The sequence below is a fragment of the Achromobacter sp. Marseille-Q4954 genome (assembly GCF_943737025.1).
Lineage (GTDB): Bacteria > Pseudomonadota > Gammaproteobacteria > Burkholderiales > Burkholderiaceae_B > Achromobacter > Achromobacter bronchisepticus_A.
In genome coordinates, this window is sequence record NZ_CALSFQ010000001.1 from 3,142,286 (window position 1) to 3,160,696 (window position 18,411).

An 18,411-nucleotide genomic window follows, 5' to 3' on the forward strand; every position below is an offset into this window, starting at 1 on the left:
CGGAAGGGGAAGAGAACCATGCGTAAATCCTTGATGCGCAATCTGCTGTTGGCCGCGTTTTCGGTGCAGGCCCTGGCCATGGGCGCGGCCGCGCACGCCTTCGATGTGGGTATCGTCGCGTTCCAGATGTCTTCGGAAACCCACGCGCGCGTCGCCAACGCCGCTGCCGAAGCCGCCCGCTCCAAGGGCTGGACCGTGACCCAGCTGAATGCCGAAGGGTCGCTGCCCAAGCTGGCCGAACAGCTCGACACCCTGGTCAACAAAAAGGTCGACGCCATCGTCATCGCCATGGGAAAGCCCGTTGAAACCGATGCGCAGCTGCAGGCCGCCAAAGAGAAGGGCATACCCGTCGTCGGCGTGATGTCCGGCGCCAGCCCCCACATGCTGTTCGACGTCGAGGTCAACGAATACGCCACTGGCGCCCAGTCCGTGCTCTACATGCTGGGCAAGATGGGCTACCAGGGCAATATCCTGTCCGCCCGCTTCGACGGCAACTCCGGCACCCGCATCCGCGGCAAGATGCTGGACGCCGTCCTGACCGAGAACACCGCGGTCAAGGACCTGGCCAAGTTCAGCATGGCCCGCACCCAGAGCTGGCGCGACGATGTGCGCAACGGCATGCAGGCGCTGCTGCTGCGCCATCAGGGCCAGTTCAAGGGCATCTGGGCCTCGTTCGACGGCCAGGCCTATGTTATCGACGATCTGCTGCAGGCCCAGGGCATGAAGAAGGGCGACATCACGCTGGTGTCCGTCGACGGCAGCCCGGAAACCTATCGCCGCATCGCCGATCCCAACAGCCTCGTCACCGCCACCATGATGATTCCCTTCGAGCAGATGGGCACCAAGGCCATCTACGCCATCGACCGCATCGTCGTGAAGAAGGAACCCAGGGAAACCATCGCCGCCGGCCCCTACCTGTTCATGGACTCCGTCCTGGTCGACGCCAGCAACGTCCAGAAATTCCTGCAACCCGCCAAGTAAGAGCCAGCAGCCATGACCGCCGCGTTGTCGCTACGCCAGATCAAGAAGTCGTATGGCGCCGTCGAAGCCCTGAAGGGCGTGGACCTGGACGTGCCCCAGGGCAAAGTCATGGCCATCTGCGGCGACAACGGCGCGGGCAAGTCCACGCTGATCCGCATCATCTCCGGCGCGCAGGAACCCAGCGGCGGCGCGATGAGCTTGAACGGCCAGCAGGTCATGTTCGGCTCGCCCCACGACGCCCTGGTGCAAGGCATCGCCACCATCTACCAGGACCTGGCGCTGGCGCCGCGGCTGTCGATCTGGGAAAACATCTTCATGGGCGCCGAACTGGTGCGGCGCGTGGGTCCGTTCAGCGTCCTGGACAAGCGCCGCATGGCGCAGGATGCGCGCGGCTACCTGCAGCGCCTGTCCGTGCCCATCGACGACATGGACCGGCCCGTGGAACGCATGTCCGGCGGCCAGCGCCAGGCCGTCGCCATCGCCCGCGCCCTGCGCTGGGACGCCCGCGTCGTCATCATGGACGAACCCACCGCCGCGCTGGGCGTCAAGGAGACCGCGCTGGTGCTGAACCTGGTGCGCAAGCTGCGCGAGGAAGGGCGCACCGTGATCCTCATCAGCCACAACATGGCCGACGTGGTGGCGTTGGCGGACAGGGTTGCGATCCTGAAGAGCGGGACCAAGGTCATCGAGCGCGACGTGGCCGGGCTGGACGCGGATGCGCTGGCGCACATGGTGATGACGGGCAAGGAATAGATTCCTGGCGCGCTCTTTCGAGCAGACAAAAAAAGGCCGCCGCCAGATTCTTCTGGCGGCGGCCTTCTCGCGTGCAGCAGCGGGACTTAGTCCTTGCGGCTGGTCACTTCAACCAGGTGGTAGCCGAACTGGGTCTTCACGGGACCCTGGACCACGCCGACCGGGGCGCTGAACACCACGGTGTCGAATTCCTTGACCATCTGGCCCGGACCGAACGTACCCAGGTTGCCGCCATCGCGCGAGGACGGGCAGCTGGAGTTTTCCTTGGCCAGCTGAGCGAAGTCGCCGCCGTTCTCGATGGCGGTCTTCAGTTCGTTGGCCTTGGCTTCGGTGGAGACGAGGATGTGGCGGGCGGAGGCTTGTGCCATTTGGGGCTCCTTGCGGACTTGAATTGGGGAGGGGGAGAGTAACGCATTCAGCGGACGGGCGCTGGATAGGCTAGGGTAACTCGCGGATGATGAACCGCTGACGACTGTTGTGTATCCCTTCAATACAAGACGCCCGGCCGCCTGAGCGCAGGGAACTTTGTCACATATCGATCGGCCACTTTGGCCTATGAATATGCTTATACGGCAGCTTGCTCTGATCCAACGTCGCCGACCCCGGCGCATCCGCAAACACCACAGCCCGCGCCACCTTGGCGAACGACGCCTGGAAGTGCTGCGCCGACTTCACCACGATCAGCGCCTTCTCCTCCAGCCGGCAGCCCAGCTGCGTGAAAACATCGATATCCATGGCTTGCGCCCGTACCGTGATCAGCACGATCTCGATGCCATCTGCCTCGACCAGGGCGGAATTCCCTACGACTGCCGGCGATCCGGACAATCCCGTCATGACCATGTCCGGCACCAGCGCCTTGACCGTGCACATCAGGTCCAGCGGGTCCCCGGACAGGGGGCTGATCTTGCCCCCGATGCGCAAGGGCAAGCGCGCGCCTACGCCGGCGCTGAAAGCGATGCGGACGGCGATGGGGTCCCACATGGGGCCGATAGCCACATTGCGCACACCTCTTTCCAGCAGACGCCGCAGCAGGAGTGTGGAGTCACCCGCGCCGCCGCCGCCGGGATTGTCGGCCGCATCGGCGATGACGACCGGCGTTGCGCCGTATGCCAAAGCCTGGTCGATGGCTTCGTCCGGTTTGGGGTAGACGGGCGTCAATGCTTCGCGCATGCCTATCAGCTCGTCAGCCAGGCGCCGCGCCAGTTGCTGGGCGGCTCGGGCATTGCCATCGGCATAGACCAGCAGCTTGGTCCCCATGTCTGGCACATCGCCCCAGGCGAAGCTGTGCACCAAGGAAATGGAGAGTATGCCGTCGCGGCCTTCCAGCGCGCTGATGCGGTCGATGTAGCTGCGCGCCGGTTCCTGTGGCGTGCGGATGGTGACGACCATATCGCAGTCGACCACGGCGGCCACAGGAGCAATGCGCCGATCGACGAGCGCCGCGCAGAAGTCCACCAATTCCAACGCGCGTTCGCGGATGTCGGTGTGGGGATATTCCTTGTAGGCGACCAGCATGTCGGCGTTGGCGACCATGGCGTCCGACAGGTGGCAGTGCGGATCCAGCTCCGCGCCCACCACGACCTCGGGGCCGACGATTTCGCGTATGCGCGCCAGCAGATCGCCTTCGCAGTCTTCGTAGCCGTCGGCCACCATGGCGCCGTGCAGGCCCAGCACCACCATGTCGACGGGCAGCGCTTGCCGCAGGTCGCGCAGCAGTTCATCGCGCAGCGTTTCGTAAGCGTGGCGGGTGGTGATGCCGCCGGGCTGGGCGCCGGCGGCCATGCCTTCGATCACGGTCCAGCCGTGTTGCGCGCCGCGCTGGCGCGCTGCCCACAGGGGTCCGCTGAAGATGGTCATCTCGGCGGGATGGGTGCCGGCGGGGTAGTAGCCCCGGTCGGCGAAGTCATCCAGCGAGGTGGGCAGCGGAGCGAACGTATTGGTTTCCGTGGACAGCGAACCGGTGAAAACGCGCATGGTACGAGTGCTTAGTCCGCGGTGGCGCCGGAGGCCTTGACCACGTCGGCGTACTTGGCGATTTCGGAAGCGACGTGCTGGCGCAGTTCTTCGGTCGTACCGCCGCCGGGCGTGGCGACCATGCCGGCGAGCTTTTCCTGGATTTCCTTCTCTGCCAGGATCGCGTTGACTTCCTTGTTCAGCTTTTCCACGATGCCCGCGGGCGTGCCGGTGGGCGCGAACAGCGCGTACCAGGACGTCATCTCGTAGCCCTTGACGGTGGCGTCGATGGTGGGGATCTCGGGCGCGAAGGGCTGCACGGTAGCGCTGGTGACGCCCAGTGCGCGCAGCTTGCCGCCCTGGATGAGCTGCATGACGGAAGGCGCGGTGTCGAACATCACCTGGATGCGGCCGGCCATCAGGTCGGTGAGGGCAGGCGCGCTGCCCTTGTACTGCACGTGCTCCATCTGCACGCCGGTCATCATCTTGAACAGTTCCGCCGACAGGCGCGTGGACGAGCCCGCGCCGGACGAGGCGAAGAAGATGTTCTTGGGGTTGGCCTTGGCGTAGTCGATGAACTCCTGCACCGTCTTGGCCGGCACGGTGTTGTTCACCACCATGATGTTGGGGAAGCGCGTCAGCAGCGCCACCGGCGCGAAGTCCTTCTGGAAGTCGAAGGACAGTTCCTTGTACAGAGACACGTTGATGGTGCTGGCGTTCGAGCCCAGCAGGATGGTGTAGCCGTCGTTGGGCGAGCGCGCCACGGTGGCGGCGGCGATGTTGCTGGCGGCGCCGGGACGGTTTTCGACCACGAAGGTCTGGCCCAGCTTGTCCGACAGGCGGCCGGCGATCAGCCGCGCGACGGCGTCGGACGAGCCGCCCGGCGCGTAGCCGACCACGAGCTTGACGGGCTTGCTCGGGTAGGCGGCCTCCGGGGAAGCGACCGCGGCTTGCTGACTGAATACGCTCAGGGTTGCGGCAGCGAGGATCGAAGCGAAGAGTTTCATGCTTTAAGGCTCGAAATGGGCGTTACCTCGCATTGCCGCCGCTGCTGGCTTCCAGCTTGCGGCTCGCAACCGAGCGGATTTGAAAGTACGCGCATTATTCGCAATCGCCGCCCTGTAAATCAATGTAAGCTGAGGGGAAGTTTGTTGCTAAAAAGGCAACGATTTGAAGAAATCATAGAAATGGGGACAAGTATGGACGGAGGTTTGAGCGCGCGGCGCCTGCAGTACTTCTTCGAGGCGGTCACCACCGGATCGGTGCGCGGGGCGGCGGAACGCCTGGGCGTGGAGCCTTCCATCGTCAGTCGCCAGATCCAGCTGCTGGAGACGGAATTGGGCGTGGCGCTGCTGGAGCGCAAGGGCCGCGGTATCGTGCCCACCGACATGGCCGCGATTGTGATGGATCACTGCCGCGACCGGCAGGCCAGCGAGCAGGCCTTGCGCGCCCGGCTGGACGAGGTCAACGGGTTGCAACGCGGCGACATCCAGATCGTTACCAGCGAGGGCTTCGTCGATATCCTGATGAGCGGCGTGGTGGATGCGTTCTGCCGGCAGCATCCTGGCGTGCGGGTTTCGTTGAAAGTGGCCGGCGCTTCCGACGCGGTGCGCGCTGTGGTGCACGACGACGCGCATATAGGCGTGGTGTTCGGCGCGCCGGCGGACCCCGGCATACGCGTGGTGCACACGCGCAACCATCCGCTGTGCGTGATCGCGTGGCCGGATCATCCGCTGGCCCGGCAGCGCAAGCGGCCGACGCTGAAGGACGTGGCGCGCTATCCGATCGCGCTGATGGGGCCGGGCTTCGGTTTGCGCCAGCTGATCGAGATGGCTGAGCTGTCCGAGAACATCGTGCTGTCGCCCAACTTCATCGCCAACTCGGTGGTGACGCTCAAGCGCTATGTGGAAAGCCGTCTGGGGCTGACCTTCACGTCGGCGAACTCGGTGGTGAAAGAGGTCGCGCGAGGCGAGCTGGTGGCGCTGCGCACCACCAATCCCATCTTCGAAGCGGCGCAGACGCGCTTGATCGTGCGGGCCAATCGGCCGCTGACCAGCGCCGCAAGAGGCATGCTGGAAAAAATCCAGGCATCGCCGCTGTTCCACGGCGCGAAGCCGTAGCGGGCGATGCCTGGCGCCGTCCTGCCGTGCCTTTAGCGCACGGGCCAGCCGTACATCAGGCCGCCGTCGCGGTAAGACGCGTTCAGGCCGCGCGGCAGCTTCAGCGGGCTGCTGGGGCCCAGGTTCTTCTCAAAGCTCTCGCCGTAGTTGCCGATGTTCTTGATGATGTTGTAGGCCCACTTGTCGTCCACGCCCAGGTTCTTGCCCATGCCCGGCGTCACGCCCAAAAGGCGCTGCACGTTGGGATTGGTGCTCTTGAGCATTTCGTCGACGTTCTTGGACGTGATGCCGTATTCCTCGGCTTCCAGCATGGCGAACAGGGTCCAGCGCACGACGTTGAACCATTGCTCGTCGCCCTGGCGGACCATCGGACCCAGCGGCTCCTTGGAGAAGTTCTCCGGCAGGATGTCGTACTTTTCCGGGTTTTCGAGGTTGCTGCGCGCCGCGGCCAGCTGCGACTTGTCGCCGGTGAAGGCGTCGCAACGGCCCACCGCGAAGGCGCGGATGATCTCGTCCAGGCGCTCGACGACCACGGGCTTGAAGACGATGTTCTGCGAGCGGAACCAGTCGGCCAGGTTGAGTTCGGTGGTGGTGCCGGGCTGCACGCAGACCGTGGCGCCGTCCAGCTCCTTGGCGCTCTTCACGTTCAGGGACTTGTTCACCATGATGCCCTGGCTGTCGTAGTAGTTCACGCCCACACCGATCAGGCCCAGCGTGGTGTCGCGGGTCAACGAGAGCGTGGTATTGCGGGGCAGCACGTCGACTTCACCGGATTGCAGGGCGGTGAAGCGCTGCAGCGCGCTGACGGCCATGATCTTGGCCTTGGAAGCGTCGCCGAACATGGTGATGGCCAGCGCGCGGCACAGGTCCACGTCCAGGCCGATCCAGCCGCCCTTGCTGTCGTTCACCGAGAAGCCGGCGACGCCGGTGGACACGCCGCATTGGACGAAACCCTTGTTCTTGACCGCCTCGAAAGTCGCGCCGGCGTGGGCGGTCAAGGACGAAATGAGTAAGGCGGTGCCTGCCGCGGCCAGTTTGAGTGCTTTCATGGGTGTCTCCGCGCCATCCGGCGCATTTGTAGCGATCAGCCGAAGGCTGAGGTGCGGCGAATGGTAGCCAGCGGCATAAGGGGGGAGAATCAGGGAATTCCCGTTAAATCCGTCCGGCGGAATTTTCTACAGGCCTGTCCATGAACAAGAACGAAGAACCCTCCGAGCGCGGCTCCGCCGCATGGCGCGGGTACAGCTGGGCCAAGGCGCGCCTATTGGGCGTGTGGCGCGAACTGATCCGGGTCAACGCCAGCGACCGGCCCTGGGAAATGCCCCTGGCCGCGGCCCTGTCCTCAGGGCTGCCCTTGTTGGTGGGCGCCTATTTCGGACGCATGGATTACGGCCTGATGTCCAGCCTGGGCGGCATGGTGTTCCTGAGCCTGCCCAATTCTTCGCTGCAGCACCGCATGATGATGCTGCTGGCGGCGTCCTTCGGCATGGTGGCCTGCTATGCCGTGGGCGCGCTGACGCAGTTCTGGCCCGCGGTCATGCTGGTGGCGCTGACCTTCATTGCCATGGTGGTGAACATGGTCTGCCGCTGCTACCGGCTGGGCCCGCCGGGCAGCCTGTTCTACATCATGGCGACCGCGATCGCGGCCTACACGCCGGGGCGCGTGGAAGAAATTCCCACACGCGTCGGCATGGTGGCCCTGGGTAGCCTGGTCGCGTGCCTGGTGGCGTTTGTGTATTCCCTGCACATGACGCGGGTCGCGCCGCCGCCGCCCGAAACCGCGCTGCCCAGGCCCACGTTCGATTTCGTGGTCTACGACTCCGTGATCATCGGCCTTTTCGTGGGCGTGTCGCTGCTGGTGGCCGAGCTGCTGCAATTGCCGCGCCCGTACTGGGTGCCCGTCAGCTGCCTGGCCATTATCCAGGGCGCGACCTTGATGGCCGCCTGGAACCGTCAGCTGCATCGCATCCTGGGTACCGCCGTGGGCTTGTGCGTGGCATGGGCCTTGTTGAGCCTGCCGCTGAACGTGTGGACGCTGAGCCTGGTGATGATGGCGCTGTCGTTCGGCATCGAAACGCTGGTGGTGCGCCACTACGCCAGCGCCGTGGTGTTGATCACGCCCCTGACGATCTTCCTGGCCGAGGCGCCGCACCTGGGCCAGGGCTATCCCGCGGCCGTCATCGAGGCGCGCTTCCTGGATACGGTGGTCGGCGCATTCATCGGCGCCGTGGGCGCGGTGCTGCTGCACAACCAGCGCATCCGGCCGCGCCTGTCGCGCTGGATGCGGGCGGTGCTGCCCAAGCGGGTGAATTGAAGCGGGCTTTCAGGGGGGCTGCTTCTTGACCAGCACCACCAACGCGATGCCGAGCAGGATCAGTACCGACGCCGTTACCAGGATGCCGGTCACAGGCTCATCCAGGAACAGGGTGCCGCCAAATGCCGTCAACACCGGCACGCTGAGCTGCACGGTGGCGGCGTGAGTCACTTTCAGGCCTTTGAGCGCCGCGTACCAGAAGACATAGCCCAGGCCTGAGGTCACCGCACCGGAAGCCACGGCATATGCCACGCCCGCGGCATCGTAGCTCACGCGTGAGCTCAGCCCATGCAGCAGGAATAGCAGCAACGCGACAGGCGCGGCGCGGATGAAGTTGCCCGCCGTCGCCGACGCCGCGTCCTTGGCGCCGCGGCCCAGCAACGAATAGGCGCCCCACGCGATGCCGGCCACTATCATCAGCAAGGCGTGGAACAACGGCGGCGCGCTGACGCTGGGCAGCATCAGGATCACCAGACCGGCCACCGCCAGTCCTATGCCCAGCCCCTGCGTGGCGCTCAGCCTCTCGCCGATGAAGAATCCATACAGGATCATGCTGATCTGGATCGACGCGAACAGCAGCAAGGCGCCCGTGCCAGCCGAGATCTGGGTGTACGCATAGGCGAAGGCCACGGCATAGGCCAGCAGCGCCGACGCACCACGCCAATTGCCTTCCAGCTGTTTCGCCGGTTTGCGAAGGCGCAACACCAGCCACAGCACCAATGCGCCGGAAGCGATGCGGATGGCCACGAAGGTGGCGGGATCGATGGCGGTGTGCTTGAGCGCAAGGCGGCACAGCAGCGAGTTGCCGGCGAAGGCGAGCATGGAGAGCAGGGTAAGCGCGTACAGGCGGGGTGTCATGGCGCGTTGTTTCCCTAGGGCAGCGCTTCGCGAATCCAGATGGAACGACAACCAGATCGTAGCGCGGAGTTTCCACTGCCGGGGGGAGGGGGATGCGCGTGCGGTTCGTCTCAGCGGGTACGTACTTTGGCCGAAGCCTTTGGACTGAAGGCGAGGGCTGCATGCTTCCAAAGCGCGTCCACCGCCGCGGATTTCCGGCTGGCCGCGGAGCGCACCAGGCCGAACTCCCTGCGCGCCGCCGGCGTCAGCGGCAAGGCCCGGAGCTGGCGCATGTCCGAGGGCAGGGTGGACTCGGGAACCACCGCGGCCCCCATGCCCTCGCGCACCAACGCGCAGGCGCTGGCCCAATCGCGGACCGTAACGCGGATGTCGTTGAGCTCCAGCCCGGCCTTGCGCGCAAGGCTCAGGCCATTCACGGCACAGCCGCCGGTCGCCAGAATGAACGGCTCATCGGCCAAGTCGGCCAGCGCAATACCCCGCGACGACGCGCGGCGGCTGAATGGGTGTGCGCCGGGCAGCAGCGCCATCCAGCGGTCGCGGCCCAGGATCAGGGCTTGCCTTGGTGCTGTGGGGTTCATCACCACGCCCAGATCGATGGCGCCGCGCGACAGCCAATCCTCGACCTCTTCATCCGTACCTTCCAAGGCCACCACCTCGATGCCGGGGTGGCGCTGCCGGAAGCTATGCAGCAGGGAGGGCAGCAGCGTCGAGATGACCGAGGGAAAGCTGCCCAGGCGGATGCGGCCCTGGCTCAGTCCCTGGCTGTCGTCGGCAAGCGCGCGGATGGACTCCAGGTGAGACAGCATCGCGCGGGCGTGATCGATGACCTGTTCGCCCAGGGCGGTTACCGCCACTTCCTTGCGCGAACGGGTGAAAACCTGGAGCCCCAGCGACGCTTCCAGTTGCGCAATGGCCTGGCTGGCGCCCGACTGGGTAATGCCCACGCGCTCGGCGGCGCGCGAGATGTTGGCCGTGTCGGCCGTCGCGACGAGCAGGCGCCAATGCCCCAGGTTCAACATATTAAGTAGCTGAGCTAATGATAAGAGAATGGAGCATTAATTTTACCTGTGTGTAGCGGCGCGAGAGACTGCTCCCCTGTTGTTCCCTGGAGATGTCATGAAGCTCTACTACGCCCCGCATACCTGCTCGCTGTCGCCGCATATCGTCTTGCGCGAACTGGAGCTGCCATTCGAACTGGTCAAGGTAAACAACCAGACCAAGCAGACCGCGGACGGCCGCGATTTCCGCACCATCAATCCCAAAGGCTATGTCGCCGCGCTGGAACTGGACCAGGGCGACGTGCTGACGGAAGGACCGGCCATCGTTCAGTACCTTGCCGACCTGCGGCCCGCCATGCAGCTAGCGCCGCTCAACGGCACGCGCGAGCGTACACGCCTGCAGGAATGGCTCAATTTCGTGAGCAGCGAGATCCACGCGGGCTCGGCGCCCTTGTTCCAGACTGCCTTGCCCGAAGCCGCCAAGGCGCATTTCCGCGAACGGCTCTTCAAGCGCTTCGACTACCTGGACGGCATCCTGGCCGAAAGCACCTACTTGATGGGCGAGCAGTTCAGCGTGGCCGATGCCTATCTGTTTACCGTGCTGGGGTGGTGCAGGTTCTTCGCGATCGACCTGGGTCGCTGGCCATCCCTGGCGGCATACGCCGCGCGCATCGGAGAGCGCCCCGCGGTGCAGGCCGCGCTGCGCGCGGAGGCGCAGGGCTGAACGTCATACGGTCACGGCAACGGATGCCTCACGCTTGCTGGCGCGTGGCCGCCAGCACGATTTCGCGCACGCACACGCCTTCCGGCTGTGCATAGGCGTAGTGGATGGCGTTGGCCACGTCCTCGGCGGCCAGCACCTTGCCGCCCATCTCGGCCTTCCAGGCTTCGTAGCCCGTCTTGATGTCCGCGTCGGTGGTATGGCCCAGCAGCTCGGTTTCCACGGCGCCCGGCGCGATGGTGGTCACGCGCACGTTGTGCGCCGACAGTTCCTCGCGCAGGTTTTCCGAGAGGCCGTGCACGGCGAACTTGGTGCCCACGTAAGCCACGTGATTGGGGAAGGTCTTGCGCCCGGCGACTGAACTGATGTTGATGATGCTGCCGCGCTTGCGCTGCACCATGCCCGCCGCGATCGCATGCACGCCGTTCAGCACGCCTTTGACGTTCACGTCCAGCATCCGGTCCCATTGATCCGGGTCCTGGCGCGTAATGTCGCCCAACAGCATGACGCCCGCATTGTTGATGAGCGCATCGGCCGGACCGAAGCGCGCCTCGCCTTCCTGCACAGCGGCGGCCAGCGCGGCGCGGTCGGTCACGTCCACGGATAGCGCCAGGGTGTCGGGCAGGTTCAGCGCCTGCATTTTTTCCAGCCGGCGCGCCAGCAGCAGCAGCGGGTGGCCGTGGGCCGAGAACAGGCGGGCGGTGGCCAGGCCTATGCCGGAACTGGCGCCCGTGATGATGACGAGGGGCTTTTTCAAGGTAGACATGGCGGACTCCTGATATCGGTTTTATGTATGCTTGAGTGTCGGGAATCATTCTATTCCCAGGGGTTTTCCCTGAGAAATGGTTTATTCCTTTGGAAGAAATCGGAAAAACTTATGGATAGCCGTCAGCTCAAGGCCTTTGTCGCCGTCTTCGAAGAGCGCAACATCACGGCCGCTGCCCGCCGTTTGCACCTGAGCCAGCCCGCGCTGTCCGGCACGATCAAGAGCCTGGAGGACTTGCTGGGCACGCAATTGTTCGCGCGCCAGGCGCGCGGCGTGGCCGTGACGGAGGACGCCCGCATCTTGTATCCGCAGGCGCGCCGCATCCTGTCGCAAACGGACTCGATGACGCATCAGTTCCGCCAGGGTTCGTCTGCGTCGCGCATCGAAATCGGCGTGGAGGCGGACATTGCGGGACAGGACATTGCCGCCTTCATGCGCGCGGCGCGGGAGGCCGTGCCGACGCTTTTCGTGAGCCTGCTTGAGGGGTGTCAGGGCGATGCCCGGCTGGCGACCGAGGACGAGCGCTGCGAGGACGAGCTGTTCCTGCCGCTATCCGTCGATCCTTACGTGCTGGCCAGACCGGCAGGCAGCGGCGCCGAAGCCGCATTGCCCTGGATCGTGTGCCCGGATCATCCGACGCATCAGCGTCTGCTTCCCTACTATGGCGCCGGGGCAAACACGCCGGCCGCCCACGCAGGATCGCTGCGCCTGGCATTGGCATTGACGGCGGCTGGCGCAGGCATATGCGTGGCGCCGGAGTCCCTTGCTCGCAGTCAGGCCGGCGTGAAGACCAGGCCGCTGGAAGGGCTGGAGATGTCGCGGCGCATCGGGCTTTGCTATGCGGTGCAAGCGCTGGACAAATCCGCCGTGGCAACCCTGGTGGAGCGGTTTCGGGATCATGCGTTTCAGACCACGCACGCAACATAAAAAAGGCCGGCCAACGCAACCGAGCGTCGCGGAAAGCAGGGCGCAAGACTGCAACTTCACTCGTTAAGTTGTAGTCTTGCGCCTTTTCGCCAATAAACGTGGCCGCGCAGCGGCCGATAAGAGAGGAGATAACTATGACGATGCTATCCGGCGCCAAGCTGGGCAGGGCGGTATTGGGGATGACGCTGGCTGCCGTGGCGTTTGCCGCATCGGTTTCCAATGCGCACGCGGACGACTACCCTTCACAGCCGATCAAGCTGATCGTGCCCTTTGCCGCCGGAGGCGGCAATGACGGGATCGCGCGTCTTCTGGGGCAGCTGCTGTCCGATGGCCTGAAGCAGCCCGTGGTGGTGGAGAACCGCCCAGGCGCGGGCGGCAAGCTGGGCGTGGAGCAGGGCCTGAAGGCAGCGCCCGATGGCTACACCCTGACCTTGATTTCCAATAGCTATTCCGTCAACCCCAGCCTGTACAAGCTGCCGTTCGATCCGGTGGAAGACATGACGCCGATCGGCATGATCGCGCGTGCCCCCTTCTTCGTGTCGGTCAATCCCGGCGTGCCGGCGGACAGCCTGGGCGATCTGGTGGCCCTGGCCAAGAAGAAGCCGGGCGGATTGACCTATGCCTCGTCCGGCACGGGCGGCATATCGCATCTGGCGATGGAGGCCTTCTTGAAGACGGCCGGTATCACCATGGTCCACATCCCCTACAAGGGGTCCGCGCCGGCTCTGACGGACACGGTATCAGGCCAGGTCAACGTAATGCTGACCACGGCGGGTTCGACGCTGCCTTACCGCGAGGACAAGCGCCTGAAGGTGCTGGCCGTGACCTTGCCGCAGCGCGTGTCCTCGGCGCCCGACATCCCGACGGTGCGCGAGGCGGGCGTGCCGTATGACGTGACGGTGTGGTACGGCATCATCGCGCCCAAGGGCGTGCCGCCGCAGGTGCAGGCCAAGCTCAACGCCGCGATCAATGCCGCGGTTGTCATGCCCGAGATGGCTGATCGTCTGAAGGCTACCGGGGAAGAAGCCGCGCCGGGTAGCCCGCAGGATTTTCGCGATCAGATCGTGAAGGAGATTTCCTTGTGGGGCGATGTGGTGCGCGAGGCGGGCGTGACCGTGAATTGACCGTCTCGCGGGAAACTAGGCACAGAGACGCAATCGTTCGTCAGCAAGTGCGAGAGAGGTCAGAGGCGCCTAGACGTCGTTGAATTGAGGATGTGGTGCTCTGCATTGAAGGTGCCATACATCAAGTTCATGCGAGATTTGGACGACCTCTCGATACCGAGAGCAACTGGCACGTCTTTGCATCCTCAAACCGAGCGAAAATGGGCAGGCGCGCTCTGGACTGGTCGTGGGCCACCTGGGCGGAATATTGAGGCCCAGAGTGCGCAGGTTGCGGACCTAAGAACGAAATGCAAGAGGAATTGTTATGACCAAAAAGACCACCAAAGAGAATCCTTTCCTTCTCACCATTGAACGCATTGTCACGCTTCATCCCAAAATGAGCGAAACGGAAAAGCAGGCGCTTGCCGAATGGGAAAGGACCAACCTCGGGGATGGCGTTACAGGTACAACAGACTGGCCCGGATGGCGCGAAGTAATAGCGCGACTGTCGCACTGAACGACGCGCGCATTCGGGCTCCCGGCTGAACGATGCCAAGCACAATCTCTCTTAATTTCTAGCATGATCAAAAATGCCGCAGAACTACTTGAATCCTTCGTTTTAGCCGAGAGAACGAAGGTTAAGTTGATCGACATGCCGCACATGCCCACGCTCGGGAGCGCTTACGAGGCGATAGCTAATGCGGGCATCGAAAAAGAATTTGTCCTGCCGCCCGAACTGGATCTACGTGTAGTCTCTGGTTTCATTGATGGAATCCCTAATCAGATAGACGGCATGCTCGTTTGTGGTGACGGTCAGCAGTACGGATTGACTGACCAATACATCTATCCTATCGAGCAGGTTCTATGTGTCCTGGAAGTGAAGAAGACCCTTGGGAAAGCCGACTTGACGGACGGAATTGCTCATTTAGCGGCAGTCCAAAGGCTCTTCCTTAAAAAGTTCATCGCTCGGCTTGACGCTGATGAAGACTTCGACTTCGCCGCCGCGAGGTCTTCTTATGAGAAAGTGACCGGTCGAGCGGCGCCACGCTCCGCTAAGGAGCTAGATGCACTCCCCCATTCCGATCGGCTGTTCTTCGTGACACTCTCGCGCCAACTCTTTGCCCCAGTGACCGTGCTGCTCGGCTTTGACGGGTACGCCACTGAGCGCGGCCTAAGAGAAGCAATTTTGGACGTGGTTGAATCGCACGCCGGAAGGGGTAGCAACGCTACGCCAGAACTTTTGCCTTCCTTGATCACGGCAGGTCAGTTCAGCGTCGTGAAATGTACTGGACGTCCATATCTCGTTTTTCGGTCGAATGGGGAGTGGGTGCTGCTGGCGTCAGCAACCCGCAATGTCGCCAGGACCTTGCTTGAATTCCTGTGGACAAAGATCTCGCATTTTTGCGACGTCCGCATGCCTTTCGGGGCCGACCTCGACCAGGAGAACCTCCGAGAGTTGCTCGTCGCACGGGGCACTATCAAGGATGATTTGCCCGCGTTTGAAGTGAGGGGACAGTCATACTCAACCAAGCAACTGAAACGTCCTGCTATCACGGCTTGGGCACCTTCGAAGCTCAGCGCCGCCGCGGTCACCGTGGCAGAGATGCTCGGCGCGCATGGCGGCGAACTCGAGCTAGATGACTCCTTTGCTCAATACATCGGCAAGAAGCACTCCTCCGGACTTGACGGGCCTGTCGCAGAACTCATCGGGACCAGTGGCTTTAGCAAACGGGGCAGTGTCCTTCAGCTAGTGTCTGGCCATGCTCTGATTGCATCGTTCCCCGACGGAACTGGCTACGTTGACTTCACAGGTGAGCGTTTGAGGATTTGGTGTGAAGAGCACGGTCTCGATCCCTACTACATGACCATTCTCTAGTCGTCGAACGGACTGCCTTCCCCAAGAAACTGCGTAAAGGTGTTGTGGCCGCGGATGGGAATTTTTGTTTGCGGATAAAAGGTGTCAGACTACGATTTCACTACCTTACCTTGTAGCCGGGAACCATTTTTTTGGAGTAGCGCGGCAAGGACACTAGGTGTCGATTTTTTCCGGTATCTGGCTTCTGTCGGACTGGATAGTCAAAGCCCCAAGAAATAACCGGCAGATGTTTACGATTGAAGCTGCGCACATAACTCCAATATTCAGCAGAAGAGCCATCGGCGAGTCCTGAATTCCATCTTGGAACCTGCTTTTCCTGTCTATCGCGGGCAAACCCTTCAATAGCGAGCAGACAATATCGTGAGCACGTCATTCAGCGAGTCCACCGATTCAGTTGAATTCGTCGCCGTCGCGTGCCTGTCCAAGTGGTACCCATGCATGCCAAATTTCCGAGGCCCGAGCATATCGGCTTCAATGGTGTCGCCGATCATGAGTATCTCTTCGGGCTGGCACGCAATACCATCGCAGAGGTATTGGTAGATCTCAGGCTGTGGCTTCACGGCGCCGGCTTCGTATGACCAGGCGCAAAAGTCCGGTTGGATGGGTAGCAAGTCCAATACCGGAGGTCCGTATGGCGCAGCGAGGTTGGAGCAAAGCGCTATTTTGATTTCTTGGTCTTTCAAGGCGGCCAGAGTCGGGGCTGCATCAGCGAATAGCGTGATGGATTGGATTTCCTCATGTAGTTCGGCTTCCAGAGAGCGCAAGTTCTCTTCGCTGACCATACCGCCGAACAAGCGAGCTGTCTGTCTCAGGTCCATCGCATTGCTCATCGCCCGGATGCCGTCGTCGCTCTGGCGCCGGCGGCCCGCCTCATGCAGCAGGCGGACCAGCTTGCGGAACGGGCGGGTGGGCCGTTCTATGCGGACCAATGTTCCAAAAACGTCGAATGCTACGGCCTTGATTGCCATCGAACCTCCAGCTTGTCAGAGTAGGCTTGCACCGCGCGGTCGGGGGACGGAACCAACCTTGTTGCGAGGAAATTCTATCGGCCGCAATTTGGTCCAAGTCCCGATATTGTCCGCTAGCTTGGGGTGTATACGTTGCACGCATTCGAGAGCGCCCGTTGCGCGCGGAGCGTCGAAATGAATATGTGCGAAGCGCCGCGTGCGGCAATCTGCCATGAAAAAAGCCGTTGACGGTAAACGTCAACGGCTTTTTGAATTCTGGTGCCCGGGGCCGGAATCGAACCGGCACGCCTTGCGGCGGGGGATTTTGAGTCCCCTGCGTCTACCAATTTCACCACCCGGGCTAGGAGGTCGCGGACACGTCCAGATGACGGTCGCGGGAGAAGCGAAGACGGCGATTATATGCGGTCTGGGAAAAATTGTCAGGCGGCCCTGAAACCAACCCTCTGACAGGGGCCGGTCCCCGCGCGTAGGCACGGGCAGGGACCGGCTTCCCAGGAACCCGCAGCCTTACTTCTTCTCAGGCAGGAACCAGTTCATCACCAGCGCGCAGATGCCGCCAGTAGCCACGCCCGACTCCAGCACGCTCTTCACGGCATGGGGCAGGTGCGACAGGATTTCCGGCACTTGCGACACGCCCAGGCCCAGCGCCAGGGACACGGCGATGATCAGCAGGGCGCGGCGGTCCAGGTGGATGCCGGCCAGGATGTTGATGCCGGACGCGGCGACCGCGCCGAACATGACCATGGCGGCGCCGCCCAGGACGGGCTCGGGCACGGCCTGCAGGATGCCGGCCACGGCCGGGAACAGGCCCAGCAGGATCAGCATGCCGGCGATCCACACGCCGACGTGGCGGCTGGCGATGCCGGTCAGCTGGATCACGCCGTTGTTCTGCGCGAAGACCGAGCTGGGGAAGGTGTTGAAGACGCCGGCCAGGAGCGAATTCGCGCCGTTGACCAGGACGCCGCCCTTGATGCGTTGCATCCACAGCGGACCTTCGACGGGCTGCTTGGAGACCTTGCTGGTGGCGGTGACGTCGCCGATGGCTTCCAGGGACGTGACCAGGTAGATGATCAGCATGGGCACGAACAGCGCCCACGAGAAGCCCAGGCCGAAGTGCAGCGGCGTGGGGATCTGGAACAGGGCGGCTTCGCGGGCGCCGGTGAAGTCCAGGCGGCCCATGTAGGCGGCGGCGATGTAGCCGACGGCCAGCGCCAGCACCAGGGCGGTGCTGCGCACCCACACGACTGGCACGCGGTTCAGCAGGATGATGGTGCCCAGGACCAGGCCCGACAGGGTCAGGTTCTCGGCGCTGGCGAAGGTGCCGTTGCCCATGGCGCTATAGCCGCCGCCCATGCTGATGAGGCCGACCTTGATCAGGGTCAGGCCGATGAGCAGCACGACGATGCCGGTGACCAGCGGGGTGATCAGGCGCTTGACGAAGGGCAGGATGCGGCTGATGCCCATTTCGACGAAGGAGCCCGCGATGACGACGCCGAAGATCGCGGCCATGACGGCTTCGACCGGGGTGCCTTGCTTGACCATGACCGAGCCGCCCGCGATCAGCGGGCCGACGAAGTTGAAGCTGGTGCCCTGCACGATCAGCAGGCCGGCGCCCAGGGGGCCGAAACGCTTGCACTGGACGTAGGTGGCAATGCCGGAGATGACCAGCGACATGGACACGATCAGGGTGGTGTCGCGGGAGCTCACGCCCAGGGCCTGGCAGATCAGCAGGCCGGGGGTGACGATGGGAACCAGGATGGCCAGCAGGTGCTGCAGGGCGGCGACGAAGGCCACGGGAGGCGCGGGGCGGTCGTCGGGGCCGTAGACCAGGTCAGGGCTGGGGTCGGCGTCGGATGAGCCGTGGGGGCGGGTTGGGTCAGGGAGGCGGGTTGCATGGCGGATGGGCCGGCCAGGGATGGGTAGGGGGGAAAGTGCGGGATTTTAGCGGGGAAGGCCTCGCGCCGTCCGGGGACGGACCGGGAGCGGGCGCAGATGCGCCGCAGACCCGGGCCGGGATTGCGGCCGCTGGTTAGAATCCCTGGTCGCCAATCAACGGCAGGTCAGCCCCGCCAC

The 18,411-nt window shown here is 63.6% G+C and carries 17 protein-coding genes, 1 tRNA gene and 1 pseudogene; 9 read left to right on the top strand and 10 right to left on the bottom strand.

Annotated elements, in window-relative coordinates; genetic code table 11:
- Positions 1 to 18: 18 nt before the first annotated feature.
- Both NGK62_RS14745 and NGK62_RS14750 read left to right on the top strand, forming a co-directional pair.
- Positions 19 to 981 (top strand): sugar ABC transporter substrate-binding protein, encoded by a 963-nt coding sequence (locus tag NGK62_RS14745; protein ID WP_118931473.1) that lies wholly within the window; start codon positions 19 to 21, stop codon positions 979 to 981.
- A 12-nt stretch (positions 982 to 993) separates the two neighbouring features.
- Positions 994 to 1,734 carry an ATP-binding cassette domain-containing protein gene (locus NGK62_RS14750; RefSeq protein ID WP_059373950.1) on the top strand — a complete coding sequence of 247 codons (741 nt, stop codon included), beginning with the start codon at positions 994 to 996 and terminating at the stop codon, positions 1,732 to 1,734.
- 86 nt (positions 1,735 to 1,820) lie between these two features.
- Here the strand turns inward: NGK62_RS14750 and NGK62_RS14755 are convergent, their stop codons facing one another.
- From NGK62_RS14755 to NGK62_RS14765, 3 genes are all read right to left on the bottom strand, one after another.
- Positions 1,821 to 2,102: a peptidylprolyl isomerase gene (locus NGK62_RS14755; protein ID WP_059373949.1), complete on the bottom strand. Its 282-nt coding sequence runs from the start codon at positions 2,100 to 2,102 to the stop codon at positions 1,821 to 1,823.
- Positions 2,103 to 2,262: 160 nt separating this feature from the next.
- A complete protein-coding gene (locus NGK62_RS14760; protein ID WP_251878869.1) occupies positions 2,263 to 3,708 on the bottom strand; it encodes a M81 family metallopeptidase in 1,446 nt (481 codons plus the stop codon).
- An 11-nt stretch (positions 3,709 to 3,719) separates the two neighbouring features.
- Positions 3,720 to 4,694: a Bug family tripartite tricarboxylate transporter substrate binding protein gene (locus NGK62_RS14765; protein ID WP_059373947.1), complete on the bottom strand. Its 975-nt coding sequence runs from the start codon at positions 4,692 to 4,694 to the stop codon at positions 3,720 to 3,722.
- Positions 4,695 to 4,886: 192 nt separating this feature from the next.
- On the opposite strand from NGK62_RS14765, the gene NGK62_RS14770 reads away from it, so the two are divergent.
- On the top strand, positions 4,887 to 5,807 hold the full coding sequence (locus NGK62_RS14770; protein WP_059373946.1) for a LysR family transcriptional regulator: 921 nt from the start codon (positions 4,887 to 4,889) through the stop codon (positions 5,805 to 5,807).
- 32 nt (positions 5,808 to 5,839) lie between these two features.
- Here the strand turns inward: NGK62_RS14770 and NGK62_RS14775 are convergent, their stop codons facing one another.
- Positions 5,840 to 6,856, bottom strand: coding sequence for an amino acid ABC transporter substrate-binding protein (locus NGK62_RS14775; protein WP_059373945.1), 1,017 nt, complete (start codon positions 6,854 to 6,856; stop codon positions 5,840 to 5,842).
- Between the two features lie 140 nt (positions 6,857 to 6,996).
- Here NGK62_RS14775 and NGK62_RS14780 point away from each other — a divergent pair, with 140 nt between their 5' ends.
- Positions 6,997 to 8,121, top strand: coding sequence for an FUSC family protein (locus NGK62_RS14780; protein WP_118931477.1), 1,125 nt, complete (start codon positions 6,997 to 6,999; stop codon positions 8,119 to 8,121).
- Positions 8,122 to 8,130: 9 nt separating this feature from the next.
- On the opposite strand, the gene NGK62_RS14785 is transcribed toward NGK62_RS14780, so the two are convergent.
- Together NGK62_RS14785 and NGK62_RS14790 are read right to left on the bottom strand one after the other, a co-directional pair.
- Positions 8,131 to 8,979, bottom strand: a complete 849-nt coding sequence (locus NGK62_RS14785; RefSeq protein ID WP_251878871.1) for a DMT family transporter — start codon at positions 8,977 to 8,979, stop codon at positions 8,131 to 8,133.
- 110 nt (positions 8,980 to 9,089) lie between these two features.
- Positions 9,090 to 9,998: a LysR family transcriptional regulator gene (locus NGK62_RS14790; RefSeq protein WP_251878873.1), complete on the bottom strand. Its 909-nt coding sequence runs from the start codon at positions 9,996 to 9,998 to the stop codon at positions 9,090 to 9,092.
- A 97-nt stretch (positions 9,999 to 10,095) separates the two neighbouring features.
- Between NGK62_RS14790 and gstA the strand changes: the two genes are divergently transcribed.
- Positions 10,096 to 10,701 carry a glutathione transferase GstA gene (gene gstA / locus NGK62_RS14795; RefSeq protein ID WP_251878875.1) on the top strand — a complete coding sequence of 202 codons (606 nt, stop codon included), beginning with the start codon at positions 10,096 to 10,098 and terminating at the stop codon, positions 10,699 to 10,701.
- A gap of 28 nt (positions 10,702 to 10,729) precedes the next feature.
- Here the strand turns inward: gstA and NGK62_RS14800 are convergent, their stop codons facing one another.
- Positions 10,730 to 11,464, bottom strand: coding sequence for an SDR family oxidoreductase (locus tag NGK62_RS14800; RefSeq protein ID WP_251878877.1), 735 nt, complete (start codon positions 11,462 to 11,464; stop codon positions 10,730 to 10,732).
- Positions 11,465 to 11,575: 111 nt separating this feature from the next.
- On the opposite strand from NGK62_RS14800, the gene NGK62_RS14805 reads away from it, so the two are divergent.
- From NGK62_RS14805 to NGK62_RS14820, 4 genes are all read left to right on the top strand, one after another.
- Positions 11,576 to 12,391 (top strand): LysR family transcriptional regulator, encoded by an 816-nt coding sequence (locus NGK62_RS14805; RefSeq protein ID WP_251878879.1) that lies wholly within the window; start codon positions 11,576 to 11,578, stop codon positions 12,389 to 12,391.
- 134 nt (positions 12,392 to 12,525) lie between these two features.
- Entirely contained in the window at positions 12,526 to 13,515 is a 990-nt protein-coding gene (locus tag NGK62_RS14810) for a tripartite tricarboxylate transporter substrate binding protein (RefSeq protein WP_118931483.1), read from the top strand.
- A gap of 304 nt (positions 13,516 to 13,819) precedes the next feature.
- Positions 13,820 to 14,011 (top strand): hypothetical protein, encoded by a 192-nt coding sequence (locus tag NGK62_RS14815; protein ID WP_251878881.1) that lies wholly within the window; start codon positions 13,820 to 13,822, stop codon positions 14,009 to 14,011.
- A gap of 63 nt (positions 14,012 to 14,074) precedes the next feature.
- The gene (locus NGK62_RS14820) at positions 14,075 to 15,370 is read left to right on the top strand and encodes a DUF6602 domain-containing protein (protein ID WP_251878883.1); all 1,296 of its coding nucleotides are present in this window, start codon (positions 14,075 to 14,077) and stop codon (positions 15,368 to 15,370) included.
- A gap of 338 nt (positions 15,371 to 15,708) precedes the next feature.
- On the opposite strand, the gene NGK62_RS14825 is transcribed toward NGK62_RS14820, so the two are convergent.
- The 3 genes and pseudogenes from NGK62_RS14825 to NGK62_RS14835 form a co-directional block, all read right to left on the bottom strand.
- Positions 15,709 to 16,338, bottom strand: a complete 630-nt coding sequence (locus NGK62_RS14825; RefSeq protein WP_251878885.1) for an HAD family hydrolase — start codon at positions 16,336 to 16,338, stop codon at positions 15,709 to 15,711.
- A gap of 256 nt (positions 16,339 to 16,594) precedes the next feature.
- Positions 16,595 to 16,679 (bottom strand) — tRNA-Leu (locus NGK62_RS14830).
- A gap of 166 nt (positions 16,680 to 16,845) precedes the next feature.
- Positions 16,846 to 18,233: pseudogene (locus tag NGK62_RS14835) on the bottom strand (uracil-xanthine permease family protein).
- Positions 18,234 to 18,411: the final 178 nt, after the last annotated feature.